Annotated in this window: 22 protein-coding genes and 1 pseudogene; 8 read left to right on the top strand and 15 right to left on the bottom strand. The window is 68.6% G+C overall.

The annotated features are described in order from the left end of the window. Positions 1-31: 31 nt before the first annotated feature. From ABZ854_RS22795 to ABZ854_RS22820, 6 genes are all read right to left on the bottom strand, one after another. Complete coding sequence (locus ABZ854_RS22795) at positions 32-1,735, bottom strand: DoxX family protein (RefSeq protein WP_361213820.1); 1,704 nt, start codon at positions 1,733-1,735, stop codon at positions 32-34. Positions 1,736-1,874: 139 nt separating this feature from the next. Then, positions 1,875-2,816 carry a 23S rRNA (guanosine(2251)-2'-O)-methyltransferase RlmB gene (gene rlmB, locus ABZ854_RS22800; protein ID WP_361213822.1) on the bottom strand — a complete coding sequence of 314 codons (942 nt, stop codon included), beginning with the start codon at positions 2,814-2,816 and terminating at the stop codon, positions 1,875-1,877. 157 nt (positions 2,817-2,973) lie between these two features. After that, positions 2,974-4,374: a cysteine--tRNA ligase gene (cysS, locus tag ABZ854_RS22805; protein WP_361213823.1), complete on the bottom strand. Its 1,401-nt coding sequence runs from the start codon at positions 4,372-4,374 to the stop codon at positions 2,974-2,976. A 116-nt stretch (positions 4,375-4,490) separates the two neighbouring features. Then, entirely contained in the window at positions 4,491-4,994 is a 504-nt protein-coding gene (ispF, locus tag ABZ854_RS22810; RefSeq protein WP_361213825.1) for a 2-C-methyl-D-erythritol 2,4-cyclodiphosphate synthase, read from the bottom strand. Next, complete coding sequence (gene ispD / locus ABZ854_RS22815) at positions 4,984-5,784, bottom strand: 2-C-methyl-D-erythritol 4-phosphate cytidylyltransferase (protein ID WP_361213827.1); 801 nt, start codon at positions 5,782-5,784, stop codon at positions 4,984-4,986. The genes ispF and ispD overlap by 11 nt, the downstream gene beginning before the upstream one ends. Positions 5,785-6,095: 311 nt before the next feature. Beyond that, positions 6,096-6,578 (bottom strand): CarD family transcriptional regulator, encoded by a 483-nt coding sequence (locus ABZ854_RS22820; protein ID WP_003953493.1) that lies wholly within the window; start codon positions 6,576-6,578, stop codon positions 6,096-6,098. Positions 6,579-7,382: 804 nt separating this feature from the next. Between ABZ854_RS22820 and ABZ854_RS22825 the strand changes: the two genes are divergently transcribed. Then, entirely contained in the window at positions 7,383-8,090 is a 708-nt protein-coding gene (locus ABZ854_RS22825) for a DUF461 domain-containing protein (RefSeq protein ID WP_361213829.1), read from the top strand. 142 nt (positions 8,091-8,232) lie between these two features. Here ABZ854_RS22825 and ABZ854_RS22830 read toward each other — a convergent pair whose 3' ends face one another. Both ABZ854_RS22830 and ABZ854_RS22835 read right to left on the bottom strand, forming a co-directional pair. Continuing rightward, a complete protein-coding gene (locus ABZ854_RS22830) occupies positions 8,233-8,913 on the bottom strand; it encodes a response regulator transcription factor (protein ID WP_129308347.1) in 681 nt (226 codons plus the stop codon). Then, complete coding sequence (locus ABZ854_RS22835; protein WP_361213831.1) at positions 8,910-10,286, bottom strand: ATP-binding protein; 1,377 nt, start codon at positions 10,284-10,286, stop codon at positions 8,910-8,912. The genes ABZ854_RS22830 and ABZ854_RS22835 overlap by 4 nt, the downstream gene beginning before the upstream one ends. A gap of 251 nt (positions 10,287-10,537) precedes the next feature. Between ABZ854_RS22835 and phoU the strand changes: the two genes are divergently transcribed. The 5 genes from phoU (at position 10,538) to ABZ854_RS22860 (ending at position 13,162) form a co-directional block, all read left to right on the top strand. Continuing rightward, complete coding sequence (gene phoU, locus ABZ854_RS22840; protein WP_129308345.1) at positions 10,538-11,227, top strand: phosphate signaling complex protein PhoU; 690 nt, start codon at positions 10,538-10,540, stop codon at positions 11,225-11,227. A 130-nt stretch (positions 11,228-11,357) separates the two neighbouring features. Beyond that, positions 11,358-11,513: a hypothetical protein gene (locus tag ABZ854_RS22845; RefSeq protein ID WP_361213833.1), complete on the top strand. Its 156-nt coding sequence runs from the start codon at positions 11,358-11,360 to the stop codon at positions 11,511-11,513. 180 nt (positions 11,514-11,693) lie between these two features. Beyond that, the gene (locus tag ABZ854_RS22850) at positions 11,694-12,221 is read left to right on the top strand and encodes a DinB family protein (protein ID WP_361213835.1); all 528 of its coding nucleotides are present in this window, start codon (positions 11,694-11,696) and stop codon (positions 12,219-12,221) included. 64 nt (positions 12,222-12,285) lie between these two features. Beyond that, entirely contained in the window at positions 12,286-12,597 is a 312-nt protein-coding gene (locus ABZ854_RS22855) for a cold shock domain-containing protein (RefSeq protein WP_361213837.1), read from the top strand. 289 nt (positions 12,598-12,886) lie between these two features. Next, the gene (locus tag ABZ854_RS22860) at positions 12,887-13,162 is read left to right on the top strand and encodes a hypothetical protein (RefSeq protein WP_361213839.1); all 276 of its coding nucleotides are present in this window, start codon (positions 12,887-12,889) and stop codon (positions 13,160-13,162) included. Between the two features lie 73 nt (positions 13,163-13,235). Here ABZ854_RS22860 and ABZ854_RS22865 read toward each other — a convergent pair whose 3' ends face one another. Continuing rightward, positions 13,236-13,691 carry a VOC family protein gene (locus tag ABZ854_RS22865; protein ID WP_361213841.1) on the bottom strand — a complete coding sequence of 152 codons (456 nt, stop codon included), beginning with the start codon at positions 13,689-13,691 and terminating at the stop codon, positions 13,236-13,238. A 263-nt stretch (positions 13,692-13,954) separates the two neighbouring features. Then, a complete protein-coding gene (locus ABZ854_RS22870; RefSeq protein WP_361213843.1) occupies positions 13,955-14,581 on the bottom strand; it encodes an SHOCT domain-containing protein in 627 nt (208 codons plus the stop codon). A 157-nt stretch (positions 14,582-14,738) separates the two neighbouring features. On the opposite strand from ABZ854_RS22870, the pseudogene ABZ854_RS22875 reads away from it, so the two are divergent. Further along, positions 14,739-15,499, top strand: a pseudogene (locus ABZ854_RS22875) (methyltransferase domain-containing protein). Positions 15,500-16,658: 1,159 nt separating this feature from the next. On the opposite strand, the gene ABZ854_RS22880 reads toward ABZ854_RS22875, so the two are convergent. Next, positions 16,659-16,892: a YozE family protein gene (locus ABZ854_RS22880; protein WP_361213845.1), complete on the bottom strand. Its 234-nt coding sequence runs from the start codon at positions 16,890-16,892 to the stop codon at positions 16,659-16,661. A 191-nt stretch (positions 16,893-17,083) separates the two neighbouring features. Between ABZ854_RS22880 and ABZ854_RS22885 the strand changes: the two genes are divergently transcribed. Then, positions 17,084-17,515, top strand: coding sequence for an RDD family protein (locus tag ABZ854_RS22885; RefSeq protein ID WP_361214002.1), 432 nt, complete (start codon positions 17,084-17,086; stop codon positions 17,513-17,515). A 359-nt stretch (positions 17,516-17,874) separates the two neighbouring features. Here ABZ854_RS22885 and ABZ854_RS22890 read toward each other — a convergent pair whose 3' ends face one another. From ABZ854_RS22890 to ABZ854_RS22905, 4 genes are all read right to left on the bottom strand, one after another. After that, positions 17,875-19,566 carry an RING-H2 finger protein gene (locus tag ABZ854_RS22890; protein WP_361213847.1) on the bottom strand — a complete coding sequence of 564 codons (1,692 nt, stop codon included), beginning with the start codon at positions 19,564-19,566 and terminating at the stop codon, positions 17,875-17,877. A 24-nt stretch (positions 19,567-19,590) separates the two neighbouring features. After that, positions 19,591-19,791, bottom strand: a complete 201-nt coding sequence (locus tag ABZ854_RS22895; RefSeq protein WP_361213849.1) for a hypothetical protein — start codon at positions 19,789-19,791, stop codon at positions 19,591-19,593. A gap of 336 nt (positions 19,792-20,127) precedes the next feature. Then, the gene (locus ABZ854_RS22900) at positions 20,128-20,649 is read right to left on the bottom strand and encodes a GNAT family N-acetyltransferase (RefSeq protein ID WP_361213851.1); all 522 of its coding nucleotides are present in this window, start codon (positions 20,647-20,649) and stop codon (positions 20,128-20,130) included. Further along, entirely contained in the window at positions 20,646-20,921 is a 276-nt protein-coding gene (locus tag ABZ854_RS22905; RefSeq protein ID WP_361214004.1) for a UTRA domain-containing protein, read from the bottom strand. Before ABZ854_RS22905 ends, ABZ854_RS22900 begins: the two co-directional genes overlap by 4 nt. Positions 20,922-20,934: the final 13 nt, after the last annotated feature.

The following is a 20,934-nucleotide window of genomic DNA, read 5'->3' on the forward strand; positions in this document are numbered from 1 at the left end:
CTTGTGAGGTGCGGTCCCTTCGTGGGGGGGGTCAGCCGAGGAGGCCGCCCACCAGGCCCGGCTGGCCGGTGGAGGTGTTACCGCCGGAGGTGCCCGTGCCGCCTGTGGACGTGCTGCCGCCGCTGGAGGAGCCGGAGCTGGTGGGGCCGGCCGTGGTGCTGGGGGCGCCGCCTGTGGGGGAGGAGCGGCGGGGCGGGGTGCGGCCGGTCGTGCCCTGGGTCGAGCTGGGCGTGGTCGTCGTACCGCCCGTGCCGCGGGCCGTACCCGGAGTCGTAGCCGCCCCGGAGGGGCTCGCGCCGGTCGTGGCGCCGTGGGACGGCGTCGTGGACGGCGGCGTCTTCTTGCGCGGTGTGGTGGCGGGGTCACCGGGGAGCGGTGAACCCGGGAGGTTGTTGCGGGGCGCCTCGCCGGGACCGGGCACGACCACACGCCCCGAGTCGCGGACCGCGCTGCCCAGCAGCGAGCCGACCAGCAGGGTGAGCCCGACCGTGACGGCGGTGACGAGGGCGCCGCGCCGCAGGACGTACCGGCGCAGGTCCCAGATGTCGGCGCGGGGCCCGAGCGTGCGCCAGGCACCGCCCGCGAGGCGCCCGTCGATGGAGTAGACGGGGGCGCCGGCGATGATCAACGGGGACCAGGCGGCCAGGTAGATGATGTCGGGCGCGTCGTACGCCGGGACGGTCTTCCAGCTGACGGTGACGATCAGCGCGGCGGAGAGCAGCCCGCCGAGGACCGCGCCCACGCGCTGCCAGCAGCCGAGGATGGTCAGGACACCGACGACGACCTGGGCGAAGGCGATGACGAGCCCGGAGCCGACCGGGTGGTGCAGGGCGAACTGGCGCAGCGGCTCGGCGACTTCCCAGGGGTGCAGGGTGTTGAGCCACTTGACCATGGAGCCGCGCTTGCCGCCGTCGAAGTAGACGGGGTCGCACAGCTTGCCCATGCCGGCGTAGATGGAGATGAAGCCGAGGAAGATGCGCAGCGGGAGCAGGACGACGCCGAGGTTCATGCGGCGGCCCGGGTAGTACGCGTGCCGGGCGGGGTCGTCGCCGTGGCGCTTGGGGGAGCGCGCGTAGTCGTCGTCGGCGTCCCTGTGGTCGTCCTCGAAGCCGGCGCCCGCGTAACCCGGTTCGGCGTACCCCGGTTCGGTGTAGGCCGGTTCGTCGTAGGCGCTGCCCGCCTGGCGCATGTGGGGGAGCAGGCGGGTGCCGTCGTCGGGGGACGTGCGCTGGTGGCCGACGACGGGGGACTCGACGGTCTGGTCGAGGGCGTCGTACGTCTCGGCGTAGCTGCCGGTGCCGGCGTAGCCGGGGGTGACGCGTGGGATGACCTGCGTGGCACCGGGCTCGGTGAGGGGTTCGTCGGTGTGTCGGACGCTGCTGCCCCGGACGGCCTGGAGGAGGCGGTGGGCGCCGGTGTCGTCGGGCGCGGACTTGCCGCTCCAGACGACGGGTCGGCGGCGGCCGGTGGTGGCGCCCGCGCGGCCCGCGGTGCCGCCGGCGGGCGTGCGGGCGGTGGTCGGGGTGGCGCTGAGGTGGCGGGCGATCCGCGGGGACTGGTTGCGTTTCGCCGACGCGCCCAGCTGTACGCGGAAGCTGGCGTGATTGACGATGACCTGCGCCGGATCGCTCGGCACCTTCACCATGCTCAGCGCGGGAGCTTCGTCGGGACCGGACTGGAATCCCGAGGAGCGGTCCCCCGTGGGTGTGCGGGGTGTTCTGGTGTCCACACTCATCTAACCGAGTGACGTGGTGTTAGGACACTGCCTTGACCGCCCGGATGTGTCCGGACCCCGTCAAACCCGCCCGGAGGCCCGAATGGACGCCGTATGGCCCCCGGAATTCCCCCGGGCGGGTGAACCGACGGACAGGTGTTCAGCCCCGCCTGCGGGCCGCTTCGTAGAGCACGATGCCCGCCGCGACGCCCGCGTTGAGGGACTCGGCGCCGCCCGGCATCGGGATGCGGACGCGGTGGTCGCAGGTCTCGCCGACCAGGCGGGACAGGCCCTTGCCCTCGCTGCCGACGACGATGACGACCGGTCCGGCCAGCGCGTCCAGGTCGCCGAGTTCCAGCTCGCCGTCGGCGGCGAGGCCGACGACCGTGAGACCGGCCTTCTGGTACGACTCCAGGGTCCGGGTCAGGTTGGTGGCGCGGGCGACCGGCGTACGGGCCGCCGTACCGGCGGAGGTCTTCCAGGCACCGGCGGTCATGCCGGCCGAGCGGCGCTCGGGGACGACGACGCCGTGGCCGCCGAAGGCGGAGACCGAGCGGACGACCGCGCCGAGGTTGCGCGGGTCGGTGACGCCGTCGAGGGCGACGATCAGCGGGTCGGCGCTCTCGTCGTAGGCCGCCTCGGTGAGGTCCTCGGGGTGCGCGTACTCGTAGGGCGGGACCTGGAGGACCAGGCCCTGGTGGTTGAGCCCGTTGGTCATGCGGTCCAGCTCGGGGCGCGGGGCCTCCATGAGGTTGATGCCGCCGCGCTCGGCGGCGAGCTGGAGGGCCTCGCGGACACGCTCGTCGTTGTCGATGAACTGCTGGACGTAGAGCGTGGACGCGGGCACGCCCTCGCGCAGCGCCTCGACGACGGGGTTGCGGCCGACGACGAGTTCGGACGCCGACCTGCCGCCGCGGCCACGGGGTGCGGGACGGCGGGCGCTCTGCTTGGCCTTGGCGTTGGCGACGCGGTTCTTCTTGTGGCCCTTGCGCATCTCGGCCGGCGGGGTCGGGCCCCGGCCCTCCAGGCCCTTGCGCCGCTGGCCGCCACTGCCGACCTGCGCGCCCTTCTTGCCGGACATGCGGCGGTTGTTCGCGGCCATGACCTACCTGTCTGTCGTGAGGTGCCGTACGCGGTGGGCGTACGCGGTGTACGGGTTGCCGTACGCGATTGTCGTACGTGCGTCTATGCAGTGTGCCGCCCGGGGGGCCGGGCGGCACAATCGATCAAGGTTGCGGATGGTGGAGGACGGCGGCGGGCTAGCGCGGGCCGAGGGTCCAGCGGGGGCCCTGGGGGCCGTCCTCGATGAGGAGGCCGGACTGGTTCAGCTGGTCGCGGATGGCGTCGGCGGTGGCCCAGTCCTTGCGGGCGCGGGCGGACTCGCGCTGGTCGAGGACGAGGCGTACGAGGCTGTCGACGACGCCGTGCAGGTCTTCCCCGCGGTCGGTCTCGCCGGCCCAGTGCGGGTCGAGCGGGTCGAGACCGAGGACGCCGAGCATGGCCCGGACCTCCGCGAGGCGTTCTACGGCGGCTTCCTTGTCGTCGGCGGCCAGCGCGCTGTTGCCCTGCCGGACGGTGGTGTGGATGACGGCGAGGGCCTGCGGGACGCCCAGGTCGTCGTCCATCGCCTCGGCGAAGGCGGGCGGTACGTCGGCGGCCGGTTCGACCACTCCCCCGGCCTTCTCGATGACGCGCTGGATGAAGCCCTCGATCCGCGCGAACGCCGACTCGGCCTCGCGCAGCGCCTCCTCGCTGTACTCGATCATCGAGCGGTAGTGCGGGGTGCCGAGGTAGTAGCGGAGCACGATGGGGCGCCACCGCTTGACCATCTCGGAGACGAGCACACTGTTGCCGAGCGACTTGGCCATCTTCTCGCCTGAGATCGTCACCCAGGCGTTGTGCACCCAGTACCGGGCGAACTCGTCGCCGTAGGCCTTGGCCTGGGCGATCTCGTTCTCGTGGTGCGGGAAGATCAGGTCGATGCCCCCGCCGTGGATGTCGAAGGCGGTGCCCAGGTACTTGTGGGCCATCGCCGAGCACTCCAGGTGCCAGCCGGGGCGGCCGGGGCCCCACGGGGTCGGCCAGGTAGGCTCGCCGGGCTTGGCGGCCTTCCACATGGCGAAGTCGCGCGGGTCCCGCTTGCCGGTCTCGCCCTCGCCGGACGGCTGGAGCAGGTTGTCCAACTCCTGCCGGGACAGTTCGAGGTAGCCGGGCAGGGAGCGTACGTCGAAGTAGACGTTGCCGTCGGCCGCGTAGGCGTGCCCGCGCTCGATGAGGCCCCGCATCATCTCGATCATCTCCGGCACATGGCCGGTGGCGCGGGGCTCGACCGTCGGCGGCAGGCAGCCGAGCGCCGTGTAGCCGGCGTCGAAGGCGCGTTCGTTCTCGTAGCCGAGCGACCACCAGGGGCGGCCCTGGTCGGCCGCCTTGGCGATGATCTTGTCGTCGATGTCGGTGACGTTCCGGACGAAGGTCACCTCGTAGCCGCGGTACGCGAACCAGCGGCGCATGATGTCGAAGTTGAGGCCCGAACGGATGTGCCCGATGTGCGGTGCGGCCTGCACGGTGGCGCCACACAGGTAGATCGAGACGCAGCCCGGCTTGAGCGGGGAGAAGTCACGGATCTGCCGGGCGCTGGTGTCGTACAGGCGAATAGTCACCAGTCCAGGGTAGTGGGCCGGGGGCAGTGGAATGCACCGGTCGTACGAGTTCCCCGGCGGCGTTTCTCGTCCCGCTTCCCGGACCGGTGGGGTCCGCTTCTCGGCTCTCCCTCTTCTCAGCCCGCGCGGGCGACCAGGGCGGTGGCGACGGCCATCAGGCCTTCGTCCCGGCCGGGGAATCCGAGTCCGTCGGTGGTGGCGCCGGAGACGGAGACGGGGGCGCCGGCCGCCTCGGAGAGGATCTTCTGCGCCTCCTCGCGCCGCTTGCCGATCTTCGGGCGGGGGCCGACGACCTGGACGGCGACGTTGCCGATGACGAACCCCGCCTCGCGCACGATCCGGGCGGCCTCGGTGAGCAGGGTGACCCCGGAGGCGCCGGACCACTCGGGGCGGCCGGTGCCGAAGTGCTGTCCGAGGTCGCCGAGTCCGGCGGCGGAGAAGAGGGCGTTGCAGGCGGCGTGCGCGACGACGTCGGCGTCGGAGTGCCCGGCCAGGCCGGTGCCCTCGCCCTCCCACTTCAGCCCGGCGCACCACAGTTCGCGGCCGTCCTCGAAGGCGTGGATGTCGGTGCCGATGCCGACCTGGGGAAGGGCACCGGGGGCGGGGTGGTCAGAAGCCATCGTTGAGCCTCCGGCGGGCGAGGACGGCCTCGGCGAGGACGAGGTCGAGGGGGCGGGTCACCTTGAAGGCCTCTTCGTGGCCGGGGACGGTCACGACCTGGAGGCCGAGCTGTTCGACCATGCTCGCGTCGTCGGTGACGTCGTCGGTGACGGTCTCGTGGGCGCGGACGAGGGTGTCCCGGTCGAAGCCCTGGGGGGTCTGTACGGCGCGCAGCCGGGCCCGCGCGGGGGTGGCCACGACGGGCTCGGGGTCGCCGGGGGTCGCGGCGGGCTCGACTTCCTTGACGGTGTCGGCGAGCGGCAGGGCGGGGACGACGGCGCGCGCGCCGTCGCGGACGGCCTCGATGACGGCGTCGACGGTGTCGACGGGGACGAGGGGCCGGGCCGCGTCGTGGACGAGGACGACATCGTGGCCGGGGGGCAGTGCGTCCAGGCCCAGCTTCACCGACTCCTGGCGGGACTCGCCGCCGGGGACGACGAGGAAGTCCGTGCTCCCCCAGCTTCCGCTGGGGGTGCCCCCAGGCAGCGCGTGCGCGTCGAGCAGGGACTTGACCTCGGGGGCGCCGTCGGGCGGGGCGACGACGACGACGAGGGTGACGTGCCGGGAGGCGGCGAGGGCGCGGACCGCGTGGATCAGCATGGGGGTGCCGTTCAGCGTGCGGAGCGCCTTGGGGGCACCCGGCCCGAGGCGTACGCCCCGGCCGGCGGCGGGGATCACGGCGGCGACGCCGGTGTGCGGGCCGGTCTCGGCGCGGACTTGCGCGGGCGAAGGGCGCGAATCGTCAGACATCGGTTCCTGTCAGGTTTGTGTGCTCGACCCAGGTGGGTATGGCCTGGAGGAGTGCCGGGCGCGACGCCTTGACCGGACCCTTCCGTGACCCTGGTCAAGCCCTCTGCCCGGGCCCGGCACGTCAAGTATCGGGGGGATTTTCCCGAGGTGTGCGCCAGGTGGTTCGTCGGCCTGCGGGGTGTTCCGGACACGGATATGCCGCAGCGCCCGGCGACAGGGTCAGTGTCATCGGGCACCGCGGCATTCTCATCGTGCTGAGCGTGCTGAGCACACCGGCTGCTGCCTGCTGCCAGGCCGCCGTCCGCCGTGCGTCAGGAGGCGAGCACCTCGTCGAGGAGGGCCTCGGCCTTGTCCTCGTTGGTGTTCTCCGCGAGAGCCAGCTCGCTCACCAGGATCTGGCGGGCCTTGGCGAGCATGCGCTTCTCACCGGCGGAGAGTCCGCGCTCGCGCTCACGACGCCACAGGTCACGGACGACTTCCGCGACCTTGATGACATCGCCGGAGGCGAGCTTCTCCAGGTTTGCCTTGTAGCGGCGCGACCAGTTCGTGGGCTCCTCGGCGTACGGCGCGCGCAACACCTCGAAGACCCGGTCGAGTCCGTCCTGACCGACCACATCACGCACACCCACGAACTCCGCATTGTCCGCCGGCACGCGCACCGTCAGGTCACCCTGGGCGACCTTCAGCACCAAGTAGGTCTTGTCCACGCCTTTGATCTGACGAGTTTCGATGGCCTCGATCAGCGCGGCCCCGTGATGGGGATAGACCACGGTGTCGCCAACCTTGAACGTCATGTGACAGGTACCCCTTCCGTGGCTATCCAGGGTAACACGGAAACCAGCGGTTCTGAATGGCGTTTTCGCAGGTCAGGGCATATCTCGGGGCTTGACAACAACGACAGGAACGTGCTGCGGAGGCCGCGCGGGGGCGGGTATTCGCAGGTCGGAGGGGCTCTCCGGACGCAGTGAAACAGGCTCGTCACAGGCCTCCGGAACCGCTCCCAAGCGGGCAAACGTCCCTATATGTCCGGTTCCAAGCGTACGACTTCCGCTACTCCGTTCGGTGGTCCGAGCCGGATACGAGACGAATCCGGAATTGATCACGGGGGGCCGGATGGGCGACCGATGATCAATATCCGGGGTGCCCGCGCATTCCTTCACGGAAAATTCGCCGAGGCTGTTGCGCGCATCCGGACGACGCTCTTGCGAGCGCGTTATGTGAATGCCGTACGAGCACCCCGCCAATCCGGAACCGCACGGAAGCGAAGCCGACGGGCCCCCTTCAGGAGCGCGGGGAACTGCGCGGCCGGTCACCAGGCACCCGCAGGCCAAGACGGCGCGAACGGGGCGCGCCCAAGGGGCGCGGGGAACTGCGCGAGCGTCCCTGGGGGCCTGCCCCCAGGGACGGGAAGGGAAGGGGCGGCGGGGGCGAGACTCCCCACGGTACGGATCAGGTACCGCCGCCCGGAGGGAGTGACCGGCGTTGGGGGAGGGTCGGGTGCGGACGCACGGGGAGCGCTCGGTAACCTGAGGTCGCCGACAGACACTCAGGGTGGCTTTATAGGGAGCCGCCCATGCGTTCAAGGAGTTGCCGCCGCCGTGAGCAGCAGCCTTCGACGCGGCGCCCTCGCCGCTTCCGCCATCGTCTTCTCGATCGCCTCGCTCGCCGCCTGCGGCGCCGGCAACAACTCGCAGACCCTGGAGATCAAGCCCGACAACGCCGCGACCACCGTAGGGAACATCAAGATCCAGAACGCGCTGGTCATCACCCAGCCCGACCTGAAGTCCACCGGCCCGGCCGTGATCTCCGGCACTCTGTTCAACCAGGGCAGCACGCCCGAGACCCTGCAGTCGATCACCGTCGACGGCAGCGGTACGTCCGCCCAGCTGAAGCCCGCCAAGGGGCAGAGCCTGACGATCGCCGCGCACAGCTCGCTGATCCTCGGCGGCAAGGGGAACGCGTCCGCGGTGCTGCCGAGCGGGCGTGAGGCCGTACAGGACGGCAACGCCCAGAAGATCACGTTCACCTTCGACAAGGCCGGCACGGTGGGTCTGCGGGCGTTCGTGGTGCCCGCGAGCAGCTACTTCACCGACTGGGGACCGAGCCAGATTCCGTCGAGCCCGGCCACGGGGTCGCCTGCGGCGGGCACGACGGCTACGGCTACGGCCACGGCCTCGGGTAAGCCGGGGAACAAGGCGCCCAAGGGCAAGGCGAGCGGTACTCCGAGTGGGAGTGCTTCGCAGTCGAGCGGGGCGAACGGGGTCACTCCGAGTGACTCGGCTTCGCAGTCCGCCGCGGGGCAGTGAGTGCGGTAAGCAGCGGTATCTGACAAAGGGCGGCGCCTCTCTGGTGAGAGGCGCCGCCCTTTGTTCGTAGAGCTTCTGTCGTCGTGCGACCGCGGCAGGGTTCTGGCTGGTCGCGCAGTTCCCCGCGCTCCTTCGGGGCGCTCTACGGCTCGAACTTGTAGCCCAGGCCGCGGACCGTGACCAGGAAGCGCGGTGCTCCCGGGTCGGGCTCGATCTTGGCGCGGAGACGCTTGACGTGGACGTCGAGGGTCTTGGTGTCGCCCACGTAGTCGGCGCCCCAGACGCGGTCGATGAGCTGCATGCGTGTCAGGACGCGGCCGGCGTTGCGCAGCAACATCTCCAGGAGGTCGAACTCCTTCAGCGGGAGGTCGATCTTGGAGCCGGACACCGTCACCACGTGCCGGTCGACGTCCATGCGGACCGGGCCGGCCTCCAGCGCGGCCGGCGTGACCTCCTCCGGCTCGCCCCGGCGCCGTAGGACGGCCCGGATGCGGGCGACCAGCTCGCGGGAGGAGAAGGGCTTGGTGACGTAGTCGTCGGCGCCTATCTCCAGGCCGACGACCTTGTCGATCTCGCTGTCCTTGGCGGTCACCATGATGACCGGGACGTTGGAGCGGCCGCGCAGCTGGCGGCACACCTCCGTGCCGGGCAGCCCCGGCAGCATCAGGTCGAGGAGGACGAGGTCGGCGCCGTTGCGCTCGAACTCGTCGAGTCCGTCCGGGCCGGTCGCGGCGACCGCGACCTCGAAGCCCTCCTTGCGGAGCATGTAGGACAGGGCGTCGGAGAAGGACTCCTCGTCCTCGACGACGAGCACTCGGGTCACGGAAGGACCTCCGGGGCGGGAAGCGATGCGTACGGGGATGAGGGTGCAGCGGGCGAAGAAGGTGAAGCGGCTGGAGAAGGCGAGGACCACGATGATCCGGCGTGGCCGTCGGCTCCGTCGGCCGCCTCGGCCTCGTCGCCCGGGCCGGTGTGTCGCTGGGCGGCGCGGTCACGGGCGGCGCCCGCCTCCGGCAGCCTCAGGGTGAACGTGGAGCCCTGGCCCTCGGCGCTCCACACCGTGACCTCCCCGCCGTGCGAGGCGGCCACGTGTTTGACGATCGCGAGCCCCAGGCCGGTTCCGCCGGTGGCGCGGGAGCGGGCGGGGTCGACGCGGTAGAACCGCTCGAAGACGCGTTCCTTGTCCTTCTCGGATATGCCGATGCCCTGGTCGGTGACGGCTATCTCGATGAGGTCCCCGCCCGGTGCGGTGACCCGGCGGGCGGCGATGCCGACGCGGGTGCGGGCGGGCGAGTAGTTCACGGCGTTCTCGACGAGGTTGCCGAGGGCGGCGGCGAGTTGCCCGCGGTTGCCCCAGACATGCAGGTCGGCGGGGCCCACCTGTCGCCCACCACCACCCTGCTCGAGCCCTTCGGGCGCCCCCGTATTCGTAGCCATGGTGATCTGCTTCGTGCCTGCCTGGTGGCGGCAGCGGTCGACGGCCTCGGCGACGAGTTCGTCGACGCGGACCGGCTCGGCGTCCTCCAGCGGATCGTCGTTCTGCACGCGCGAGAGGTCGATGAGTTCCTGCACCAGGTTGGTCAGCCGGGTCGCCTCGATCTGCATGCGGCCGGCGAAGCGCTGGACGGCCTCGGGGTCGTCGGAGGCGTCCATGACGGCCTCGGAGAGCAGGGAGAGCGCGCCGACCGGTGTCTTCAGCTCATGGCTGACGTTGGCCACGAAGTCACGTCGTACCGCCTCGATCCGGCGGGCCTCGGTGAGGTCCTCGACGAGGAGCAGCACCAGCCGCGAGCCGAGGGGCGCCACGCGCGCGGAGACGGCGAGGGCCTCGCCGCGTCCGGTGCCGCGCCGGGGCAGGTCCAGCTCGACCTGGCGTATCTCCCCGTCGCGCCGGGTGTCCCGGGCCATCTGCAGCATGGGCTCGACGGCGAGCCGGCCGCCCCGGACGAGCCCGAGGGCGTACGCGGCGGAGCTGGCCTTGACGACGGCGTCGGCCTCGTCGAGGACGACGGCCGAGGAGCGGAGCACGGAGAGGACGGTGTCCACGCCGGGCGGGAGCATGGGGTCGGTGTGCAGGGAGGTCCTGGTCGGCCGTTTCTGGTCGCGTTCGCTCCAGCGAAACGCCAGCATGGCGATGACGCCGGTGACCGTCCCGGCGATCGCCGCAGCTGCGGCGACCGCCGCGTTCACGTCCATGCCTCCAGGTTATGCATGGGGTACGACATGCCCCCAGCCGTCCGGGTGCGACCTCGGACACTCGTCGCCCAGAGTTCACCTGGGGGCTGGTGCCGGTTCACTTGGGAGGGCGGAAACGGACGCGTACGGGACGGAACTTTGGGAGCGTGGGGTTCGCACGTCGGCTTCACACCGCCGGCTTCACCACGGGTCGCGCGGGTGAGGCGACGGCCCCGGAACCCCGTAGGACGACGTACGAGAGGGAACCGAAGATGCGGGACGCGTACCACGAGGAACTGGACTCGATCGGCGACGGTCTGGTGGAGATGGCCCGGCTGGTCGGCTCGGCGATCGGGCGCGCCACGACCGCCATCCTCGACGCCGACCTGAAGCTGGCGGAGAGCGTGATCGAGGGCGACCGGAAGGTCGACGAGCTCCAGCACGACCTGGAGGCCCGGGCGATCGCCCTGCTGGCGCGGCAGCAGCCGGTGGCGACTGATCTGCGGATCGTCGTGACGTCCCTGCGCATGTCCGCCGACCTGGAGCGCTCCGGCGATCTGGCGCAGCACGTGGCGAAGCTGGCCCGGCTGCGCTTCCCGGACCGGGCGGTCCCGCACGACCTGCACGCCACGATTTTGGAGATGGGGCAGCTGGCGCAGCGGCTGATGGCGAAGGCGGCAGAGGTCCTGGTGACCAAGGACGTCGACCTGGCGCTCCAGCTGGAGCAGGACGACGACGACATGGACCTGCTGCACCGCACGCTCTTCCAGCACCTGATCGACGACCGCTGGAAGCACGGCATCGAGACGGCCGTGGACGTCACGCTGCTGGGCCGTTACTACGAGCGGTACGCCGACCACGCGGTGGCCGTCGCCAAGCGGGTGGTCTACCTGGTGACGGGCGAACACGCGGACGAACTCCAGCCGGACATCCAGCCGGTGACGGGGGCGGAGGGAGCGTAGGCCGCCGGCCCTCGGGGGCTCGCGCGATAGTGGCGGGGTCGCCCCTGTGCGCCGTTGATGCGCCCGGCGGAAGGGGCATGGAATGGGTGAGGGCGTGCATGCATCCATGCCCAGTGTCGAGGAGGGACCCATGGCCGAATCCCCCAGCACCACACCCGACCCCGCGCGGCAGCGCGAGTCCGAGCAGTCGGCGGAGCCGAGGAGCCTCCCGCTGGTGGCCGCCTGCGGTTGCGGCTCGGGCTGCGGCTGCGGGTGCCAGTCGGGCGCCCCGTGCCAGTGCGGCTGACCGTGACGGGCTGAGAGACGTACGACGGAGGGGCCCCGGTCACCACACCGGGGCCCTTCTTCCGTCCAGACACATCCAGGACGGGTCATCTAGGCCAGAATCTGACCCACATGGGCTCTACCTTCTTCTTACGCGGTCGCCCGAACCAGGGAGACCAGGGACAAAGAAAGAAGGCGCCCCATGACTGCCTCCTCCTCCCTCACCGGTGAGCGCGCCGACGTGCTGGCGCTGCTGACCAAGCACCGGGAGCTGCTGCGCGGGACGACGCGGGGCCTGACCGACGAAGAGGCGGGCCTGCGCACGACGAAGAGCGAGCTGTGTCTGGGCGGCCTGATCAAGCACGTCGCCGCGGTGGAGCGGAACTGGACCGCCTTCATCGTCGAGGGCCCGTCCGCGATGGGCGACTTCACCGCCATGACCGAGGAGGACTGGGCCCGCCGCGCCGACGAGTTCCGCATGCTGCCGGGCGAGACCCTGGAAGGCGTGCTGGCCACGTACGCGGACGTGGCGGCCCACACCGACTCCCTGCTCGCCACCCTCCCCGACCTCGACGCCGCCCAGCCCCTCCCCAAGGCCCCCTGGTTCGAGCCCGACACCCACTGGTCGGCCCGCCGCGTCCTCCTCCACATCGTCGCCGAAACCGCCCAGCACGCCGGCCACGCCGACATCATCCGCGAGTCGCTGGACGGGGCGAAGAGCATGGGCTGAGAATTGAAGATCACGTATTCGCGCGGAACAGCGCATTACCGAAGCTTCAAAGGGGGAGCGGGAAGTGTCCGACACCACGTCCGCCGGGACGTTTTCCGGGCGCGTGCTCGAGTGGCACGGCGAGGAAGGCTGGGGAGTTCTCGCTTCCGATGCCCTCCCGGACAGGGTGTGGGCACACTATTCGGCCATTGAGGCCGAGGGCTGTCGCGAGCTCACCGTCGGCCAGCCCGTCACTTTCACGGCCGAGCAGGCCGAACAGGACGAGTTCAGCTGGCGCGCCGTGTCGGTCCGGCCCGAGACCGGAGCACGACGCTCGTCCGAGGGGAACGACGAGCCCGGCTTTTCATCTGACCTGAACATCAGGTTCGATTCCTGACACCGCCTCGGTTATCGACCGGATCTCTCCTAGCGGCACGCGTGGCAGCGGCGTGGTCTCTTCTACCGCGCGCTCTGGAGAGGATTCTCGTGTCTTGGGCATCCACGAAAAGGATCGCGGCGGTCGGCTCCGGCGCCTTTGCCGCGGTTCTCGCCCTGGGGGCCGTTCCCGCTCACGCCGGAACGCAGCAGGACAAGTTCACTTCAAGGTCTCGTCGCCGTTCTACAAGAAGACGGACGCCAACGGCACGTTCACCGGCCAGGTGAACATGGGCGGGACCGTCGGCCGCATGCAACTGCCGTACCACGACAAGCACACCAACGTCGCCGTCAACTACTTCTGGCACTCGTCGGTCCCCAACAACCGGCGGAACAAGAACTACACGCTGTTCGGAAACTGCACGTTCCGCGTCAAGGTCGGCGGCAGGACCGGCACGGCCAACCTCGGCTTCAGCTTCCGGTACTCCCTGTTCGACGGGATCAGCCGGCTGATCGGCCAGGGCAGCGGCGCCACCGCCGAGAAGCCCTCCTACGCCACCGACCTCAAGATCGCCTATGACTCCTGAGGCCCCTGCCCGGCCTGGCCCGGCACCGGCGAGCTGCGTCCCGCCGGTGCCGGGCGTGTTGAGCAGGAGCCGCTCACGCCGTCGCGGGGGCGGAGGACGCCGAGGCGTCCGACATGCTCGCCGGATCCATCCACATGACCTGCCAGCCGTGGCCGTCGAGGTCGAAGAAGCTGCGCGAGTACATGAACCCGTGGTCCTCGGGCCCGTCCGCCTCGGTTCCCCCCGCGGCGAGCGCGGCCTCGACCACCGTGTCGACCTCGTCCCGGCTCTCCACGCTGAAGCAGTACAGCGCCAGCGCGTGCGTGGCGGGATCGCCCATCGGCAGCTTCGAGAACCGCGCGAACGTCTCGTGATCGAGCAGCATGACGAAGGCCTGCTCACCGACCGGCATACAGGCGGCACCCTCACCGGTGAACCTCGGGTCGTACCCGAACCCGAGCCGCGCGAAGAACGCCTTACTACGCTCGAGGTCCGCCACAGGCATGTTCACGAACAACATGCGACCGGCGTGCGCGGGAGTGGTGGTCATGGTGGGCTCCTGAGGTCCGAGGTCCGATGACGTACGCCGGGGTAGACCGGCGCAGCCGACGGAACTCATCGGTGGCGCAGAGGAAAGGACTCCTGCCTCACTGAGCTCCACAGGTGGTGGCCGTTGTGCATCCGCCCGGATCTGCTCAGGGGACTCGGCCACGCGCCTCGTCGAATATCCACGCGAACCGGCGCAGTACCACGCCGAAGGTTTGGATCACGCGCGTCGGCCCAAGGCCAGGCGTCGAGTGGCCGTCTCAAATTTCAGAGGCGCTCGAGCAGCTGAGCCTTCTTCTCCGCGAACTCCTCGTCCGTGAGGATGCCGGCATCATGGAGCGACGCGAGCTTCTCGATCTGCTCGACAACATCCGGCTGAGCTTCGGCCTCGGCCGGTGCCCCATGCCTGCCTCGCTGCACCACCGAGGAAGCGAGGTCCAGAATTTTCTCGGTCACGCCAGGCTGCGCCGGGAGGGGCTCCGAAGACTCGGCCTGCGCGGAGGTATCGGTTACGACCTTCCGGTCCTCGAGCAATACGGAGAAGATCATGAACAGCTTCTCCGGCAACTCGATGACTGACTGCTTGCCGTCGGCCCAGTTCACGCGGACGGTGTGCCCGGACTTCATCGCAGCCCCGAGGCCCGCACCCACAGCCTTACCGATCACCCCGGGCAAAGCCGCCTTTGCGGCAGCCTGGCCCATGACGCCGGCGACCCCTGTATCGGTCGACAGTTCCTCCCACTCGAGCACCGTCTCGGCGTTGAGCTTGGGCCGCTTGAATGGGTTGCGTGGGTGCTGGATGGTGAGTCCGCCGTGGCCTGAGAGAACGCTGCCGCTCGCCAAGTGGCCGCCCACTACGCGTCCCTGGTTCGTCAGGGCCTGCAGAATCGCCATTCGCGAACCGTAGAGCAAGACTTCGACCCCAGTCCAGCCCAGAAGATCAGCCGGCAGGACGGCAGGAAGGGCGACGTCGAGAGAAGGGGATTCCTGACGCGGCGCTACCCTCATGAGGATGACAGGAATCAATGCCGACCGGCTTTGGTCCGAATCCATGCCGTTGGCCTATGAGCAGCACCTCGTGCCGGTGGTCTTCCGGCCTTCGCCAAGGACCTGTCTGCCCGGGCGGCGGCACTCCACCCTCGGCGAATCCTCGAACTCGCCGCGGGAACCGGTGTGTTGACAGCGGGCCTGCTCGCAGCGGCGCCCTCGGCCGAGGTGACGGCCACCGACCTGAACGGGGCCATGGTGTCTTTCGGGTCGGCCCAGGCCCCTGGCGCGGTGTGGCAGTAGGCCGACGCGCAGCGGCTGCCGTTCCCTGCCGGAGGTTTCGATCCGGTGATCTGCCAGTTCGGCGTGATGCTCTTTCCCGACCGCATCGAGGCCTTCACCGAGATCCACCGGGTGCTGGCCCCGGGCGGCCGGTTCCTGTTCAACACCTGGGGCCCGCTGGGGACGCACGCCTTCGAAGTCGCGCTGCAGGCCGGGCTGGAGCGGGCCTTCCCGGTCGACCCACCACGCTTCTTCCAGACGGTTCCGCACGGTTACACCGACCCCGCTGTCGTGGCCACTGATCTGGCGGCCGCCGGGTTCACCGTCGAGGACGAGCAGGAGCTGACGCTTCAGGGCCGGGCCGCGTCGACGGCCGACCTTGCCACCGGGTACCTCACCGGGACACCGGTGCGCGCAGTCATTGAGGAGCGCGGCGACGGGCCGGCTGTCCGGGACACCGTCATCGAAGAGATGACGGCCCGTCTGGGCGCGGGGCCGGTCACCGCCCCCATGACTGCGTACGTCTTCCGTGCCCTGGCCTGAACGCAGGCGGCGTCCGGTCGTGGCACGAACGAACTACACGCTGCTCAAGAGGTGGTGCTCATCGACTGCGGGCCCCGCGAGATGGATGTAGTCCTGGCAGTGCGCAAGGTGACCGGGCTGAGCTTGTGGCACAGCCGGGTCCCAGCGCGCCAAGCGCCCGTCACCCTCCGAAAGGGGCTGTCTGCGTACCGGGCCCAGTCCGCTGTCGCTGTGCTCCGAGCGCCGGCGCGAAAGTGGAGTGGAGTCGTCGTCGGTCGCTCGGGGGGCCCAGAGGGGCCCAGGGAGGGCCCGGTCAGAAAGGCCTGCATGGGCGGGCCCCAAACGATCCGATACGCAGACCCGAGGGGTTGCGCAAACTGGGAGCAGCCTACGGCCGCGCGTCGGTCAGGCACTCCGCCCGCCGCCACAGGACCCGCCGCGCTGAGGTCCCACTAAGGGCCCAGGCCGCGAAAATGCCCCCGCTCCGCACCGTATGCGCAGGTCGGGGGCATGATCATGTTCCCTACTTTTTCTTGCCCTGGGTTTCGACCGCCCGGTTTTTGGGGCTGGTCAGCGCGGTGCTCACCTCAACTGACCTGCGGTAGGGCGGTCGTTGGTGGTCGTTGTCTGTCGTTGCGGGTTTACCTCGGAGGTTCCAGACAGGTCCCGGCTCCGGGGCTCCCATGGCCTCTAGCGCTAGAGGCCAGACCCTCTACCGCTAGAGGTCTCGCTAGCGGCCCGCACCGTCTCTGACCAGGTCGCTAGACGATAGAGGGCCACCTGCGGAACCCCTCGAATTCTGCGCCTGGCGCGGCTCACCGTGACCGCGCTGCGGACCCCTATCGGGCTAGCTCAGCCTGCACAAGCAAGAGGAGCACCCCCGGCGGGGGTGCTCCTCTTGCTTGTGCAGGCGGCAGGGTCGTGCGAGCCTCGCCATGAGTCGTTAGGCCCGCTAACGTTAGCGGCACTGGTAGCGGGCACCCCTTACATTTGAGCCGCTATCGATAGCAGCGCGGGGGTCGCTAACGATAGCGACCAAAACGGCAGGTGACCAGCACGTTAGCGGATAGCGGCTGATCCTCGCAGACCCCGGAAGCGGCCCGATATGGGCTCCCGAGAGGGTGGCCCGTGCTGCTATCGCCCGGAGCTCCCGCCAGAGGCCATCAGGTTTCCCGAACGCTCAGGCATCGCTCTGGCCTGCCCGGTATGCCTCGTACTGCGTCCAGGCGCCTTCGAGCGTCTCGATAGCCGCATCAATCGCGCCGCACTCTTCAAGGTAGTCAAGCTGGCCCTGCCTTCCTTTGCGTGAGGGCCAGTCTGGATCAGCGGAGACGTCCCGAGCGAGATCCCCGATGGCGTTGTGCTGATCGGCATGAGTCTTCAACCACGCGGTGAAGCTTTTCGACCTGGACATGTCTGCATCCTTCACCGCCGCGTCGGAACCAGGAGGGCACGGTGAGCGTGACTCTCCTGCGTGCGCCACCCGCAGCCGGGCCTGTATCCGGCACGCCGCACCAGGTGGCGCACGCCCTACCCCCGCAGCATTATGGGTGTGTAGTCGTGAATATCGACGCCAGAAGTTGGGAGGGCGTCGTGGCTAACCACATGACCATACATAGCCCCATCGATCGGCCGTGCCCCAACTGCGGACGCGACTGGGGCAGGGGCATAGCCTGCCAGTTCTGTCGCCAGGTGACTGGTCTCCCCCAAGGTGTGGTGATCGCTAGCGGCGCTCGCAGATTCGGTGAGTACCTGCTGGAAGGACTGCTGTTCCTGGTGACGCTGATCATCGGGTGGCTCATATGGTCTTTGATCGTCTACAAGGGCGGTCAGACTCCCGCGAAACAGCTCCTGCATATGCGCTGTGTGAAGCTGCGCACTGAGCAGAAGGCCAAGTGGGGAACGATGTTCCTCCGCGAAGGCATCGCGAAACCAGTCATCGGCATCCTCGGCGCGGTGACTTCGGGATCGTCTACTTCTGGCTTCTGTGGGACGAGAACACGCAGGAACTGTGGGACAAGATGGTCGGCACGATAGTCGTCACGGAGTCTCCCCAATCGCCGCAATGGTCCAGCACGGCGATCCGCTCGCCAGCCTGAGGACCGTGGGTCAACGATTGGAACTGGGCGGGAGTAGGGCTGCCTCGGAAAGATTGAGGAGCGGCCTACGTCCGCGCGTCCCTTGGCGCTCGCTGCGCTCGCGCGTCGGCCGGCACAGGGCTCGCGCCGTGCTCGGACTGCGGCGCCCTTTCACGAGAAGAGGCCACCCTCCCCGGGCGCGCGAGGTGGCCTCTTCGCCCCAAGAGCCTTTCAAGGGGGAGACGCTAGACGTCAGCAGGCGCCGCCGGACCCTCCCTGCCCTGGAAGGCATCCTTAAGACTCGCAGCGAGGCTGCCTTCAGGCGCCGAGCTGGTCGAACCAAGCCTGCGGCATCTCTCCCCTAGCCTGACGCAGGACTTCCCGCGCGGCTGTCTCGTCGGCGGTCGTGGGGTGTGGCTGGATGAACTCCCATGGAGCGTCCGTGAATACCAGTACGTATGCGCCACGGAGCTCGTGCCATTTCCCGCCCCCCACCTCGAGACCGTCGGGCAGTATGTACCCGCCCGCCGTGAGCCTCCGGTTGCTCCAATCCGTGGTGAAGCTTTCCGGCTGGTCGAAGATCACCGACCAGCCCGACCCTTCTCGAGTGCACTGAGCCCACACGTTCCCCTGGCCAGTGGCGAGGAGGAACCGGCGTGACCTTCCTCGCGCTTGGGAAGTATCCTCCCTCAACGCTTGCCAGCCGTAGACGCTGGGGAGCACCGTTTCCGGCGCCCCTGTAGTGGCCGTGCTCGGTGTGCCCACAGTGCTCGTGCTCGGCTTTTCCGCGCCGGTGGTACTGGTCTGCTGCTCTGCTTCCTTGGGCTTGGGCGGGCTCTTCAGTTTCTTAACAGCGTTATCAAGGGTGAGTGTGAGCCACTCAGGGAATTCTACGTGGGTCTTGAGGTTTTGGCGCGTCAGCGGATGGCAGTCGAGGTAGGCACCAATGGCTTTGACTGGGTCGGTTTTGCCCACGGCTATTAGCTGGTCGAAGAGTTCGTCGATTGCATTTTCTTGCAGGTCCTCCGTAGTGATTTCCCCTCCGCAGGCCGCTATATAGATGTTGGTGACTCCTCGATAGACAGAGAGGAGCCCCGAGCAGAGATGGAAGGGCGATCGACAGGAAGAACTGGTGCACAGTTGATATTCGTTTTGGACCCATGCCGCATCCGGCTCCTGCCCTGCCTCCATACCATCTGGGATTTCGCCGTACTGCCGGGTCTGGGCGAACATTGCCGCGACTTCCGCCGCAGGCGTGCCTGCCACTCCAGGTGCACCCTCGGGAAACAAGGAATCGTAGGCGTCGTCATCGATGGCCTGCTCGCCATCATCCAGTTTAGATAGTACAACATTCGGGATCTGCGCCCCTGGGGGGAATGTATACGGAGGGTTGCTCAGGAGTGGATTGGACATGATGATCTGTGCTTGCGCCGCTGATATCGTCGCCCCGGGCCGGGCAAATGTATACACCGTCATGCCTAGCGGAACGAACGTCGACGTCCCCGCGTCGGAGCCGTGACCGAGAATCGTGATGTAGTCTTTCTTGTGGGATATCGGACGGGACGTTTTCCAATTTTCAGGGCTGCTGCACAGGCGACAGGTATTAGCTTCGACCCAATCGGCATAGCAGTCTTCGTGGACCACATGACCATGCGTGCAGTCGGGGGTCACGCTGATGGTGTCATCCACTCCGAAGGGCTTCGAGCAGTGGGCACATGCGGGTGTCTCGAGGGTCCCGGCGACGGTGATGCCCGTTCTTACTTCCTTCTCCCGGGTCTCCAGATGGGCCTTTTCCTGGGCTTTGACTTCAATGGTCTTTTTCTGCTCCTCCTCGTAGTCTTTTTCCCCCTTTACCTTCGCGGTCTCGTAGTCGACTCTTTGTGTCTCCTCGAGCCACTCTTTCTGCATCCTGGTGATCTGCGCCAGACTCGGCAGCTCAATTGTCGTGAGAGCGTCTTTGAACTGTTCCTGGATCTTAGCGCGGATCTCTCTGCCGGTCGGAGTGCTCATCTTCTCGTAACCTGCAATCTTGGTTCAGTCGCCGCGCGCCGCGGCAAGGATCCCGTAGAGCTCCTCGGCGGGGAGCCGGGCCGCTTCGGGGTATGCGCGGAATATTTCCTTCAGCACCGCATCCGGGTCCTGGCGACCTGGTGGTGCGGGGGACGTCGCGGCGATTTGGGTGATCAGTTCCAGTGCTTCCTTCGAGGGGGTCCTGGCGCGGAGGAAGGCGCGCACCGCCCGCTCCAGGGGGGCGCTGCCAGGGCTCTGTGAATCTGATATCGGAAGTGTCATGGATTATCCCCTTGGTATCAGGGGCTGTCCTGTGTGAGGTTCCAGGCTGTCGTGACGGGTCACGCGGTGGATGCCTTGTCGGCATACGGGTTTCTCTCTCCATGTTTTCATGGTGGGGGCGGTGGGGCCCACGGCCTGCGGGGAGACGTGTGGATCGTTGTTGTCTTCCCTATCGGGCAAAGGGATCCTCACCGCCTGCGAGAGTGCGATGCGGAGGAAGCGGGCCGCGTTGAGTGGGTACCGCTCGCGCGCATCCCCGACCTCGGCAGGGCGTTGATGTCACCTGCTTATGTCAGGCACCAATCCGGTCGACCGCTGAAACAGGGCACCCGACCTGCGGTGTGGGAGATCCACGATGCGGAGACGTGTGAAGCCTGCGTCCTTGTAGAACCGGTGCAAGCCCTGGTTGTCCTTCCACGCGTCCAGCCGCAACCATCGCTTGCCGTGCGCTGCGGCACGCTCCGACGCCCAATCCAGCAGCATGCCGCCGACGCCTGCACCGGCGGTCTCGCGCGTCACAGCCATACGGTGAACGTAGAGGGCCGCATCCGGCTGATCGTCCGGAGTCCAGAATTCAGGATCCGCGAAGTCGTCCACCTGCATGGTCGCGATCGGAGCACCGTCCTTGAACGCGAGGAAGCAAACCCCCTGCTCTAGGGCCGCCGTGATGCGGTCACGGTGCGGCGGGTACTGCCATTGGTCGATGCCACGCGAGGCAAGCCAGGCTGATGCCTCGCGCAGCAGCGCTTCCACGGCGCCCAATTCGTCAGGGCGGCCGGCGCGGATGAGCAGGTCTGTCATGCGTCCTCGTTCGGCGCTTCGCGCTGTCGTTCGTACGAGATCACGTGTCGGTCACCGGGGAGCACAGTCACCGCGACCCTCACAGGCTTCTCCTCAGCTGTGTGGCCGGTGACGACATGAACCCCGACCGGTGTCCCGGGACCCAGGTCAAGTCGATGGACCTGCTCGGGAGTTGGCATCCGGACGTACAACTCATCCAGTGCTCGCTCCTGCCGGTATCCGAGTTCGGCTAGAACCTGGTTGGCGCCCCGAGCGATGTCCTCTGGCCGCATGATCTCCGAGTCA

The sequence above is a fragment of the Streptomyces sp. NPDC047028 genome (genome assembly GCF_040644095.1).
GTDB lineage: Bacteria > Actinomycetota > Actinomycetes > Streptomycetales > Streptomycetaceae > Streptomyces.

Bases quoted from the DNA above. Each gene is read 5' to 3' on its own strand.
- ABZ854_RS22885 (WP_361214002.1), top strand. From the start codon at position 17,084: ATGACCATACATAGCCCCATCGATCGGCCGTGCCCCAACTGCGGACGC.
- ABZ854_RS22845 (WP_361213833.1), top strand. From the start codon at position 11,358: ATGGCCGAATCCCCCAGCACCACACCCGACCCCGCGCGGCAGCGCGAG.
- ABZ854_RS22820 (WP_003953493.1), bottom strand. From the start codon at position 6,578: ATGACGTTCAAGGTTGGCGACACCGTGGTCTATCCCCATCACGGGGCC.
- ABZ854_RS22865 (WP_361213841.1), bottom strand. From the start codon at position 13,691: ATGACCACCACTCCCGCGCACGCCGGTCGCATGTTGTTCGTGAACATG.
- phoU (WP_129308345.1), top strand. From the start codon at position 10,538: ATGCGGGACGCGTACCACGAGGAACTGGACTCGATCGGCGACGGTCTG.
- ispF (WP_361213825.1), bottom strand. From the start codon at position 4,994: ATGGCTTCTGACCACCCCGCCCCCGGTGCCCTTCCCCAGGTCGGCATC.
- ABZ854_RS22860 (WP_361213839.1), top strand. From the start codon at position 12,887: ATGCAACTGCCGTACCACGACAAGCACACCAACGTCGCCGTCAACTAC.
- ABZ854_RS22880 (WP_361213845.1), bottom strand. From the start codon at position 16,892: ATGTCCAGGTCGAAAAGCTTCACCGCGTGGTTGAAGACTCATGCCGAT.
- ABZ854_RS22795 (WP_361213820.1), bottom strand. From the start codon at position 1,735: ATGAGTGTGGACACCAGAACACCCCGCACACCCACGGGGGACCGCTCC.
- ABZ854_RS22900 (WP_361213851.1), bottom strand. From the start codon at position 20,649: ATGACAGACCTGCTCATCCGCGCCGGCCGCCCTGACGAATTGGGCGCC.
- rlmB (WP_361213822.1), bottom strand. From the start codon at position 2,816: ATGGCCGCGAACAACCGCCGCATGTCCGGCAAGAAGGGCGCGCAGGTC.
- ABZ854_RS22905 (WP_361214004.1), bottom strand. From the start codon at position 20,921: ATGCGGCCAGAGGACATCGCTCGGGGCGCCAACCAGGTTCTAGCCGAA.
- ABZ854_RS22850 (WP_361213835.1), top strand. From the start codon at position 11,694: ATGACTGCCTCCTCCTCCCTCACCGGTGAGCGCGCCGACGTGCTGGCG.
- ABZ854_RS22870 (WP_361213843.1), bottom strand. From the start codon at position 14,581: ATGGCGATTCTGCAGGCCCTGACGAACCAGGGACGCGTAGTGGGCGGC.
- ispD (WP_361213827.1), bottom strand. From the start codon at position 5,784: ATGTCTGACGATTCGCGCCCTTCGCCCGCGCAAGTCCGCGCCGAGACC.
- ABZ854_RS22835 (WP_361213831.1), bottom strand. From the start codon at position 10,286: ATGGACGTGAACGCGGCGGTCGCCGCAGCTGCGGCGATCGCCGGGACG.
- ABZ854_RS22890 (WP_361213847.1), bottom strand. From the start codon at position 19,566: ATGAGCACTCCGACCGGCAGAGAGATCCGCGCTAAGATCCAGGAACAG.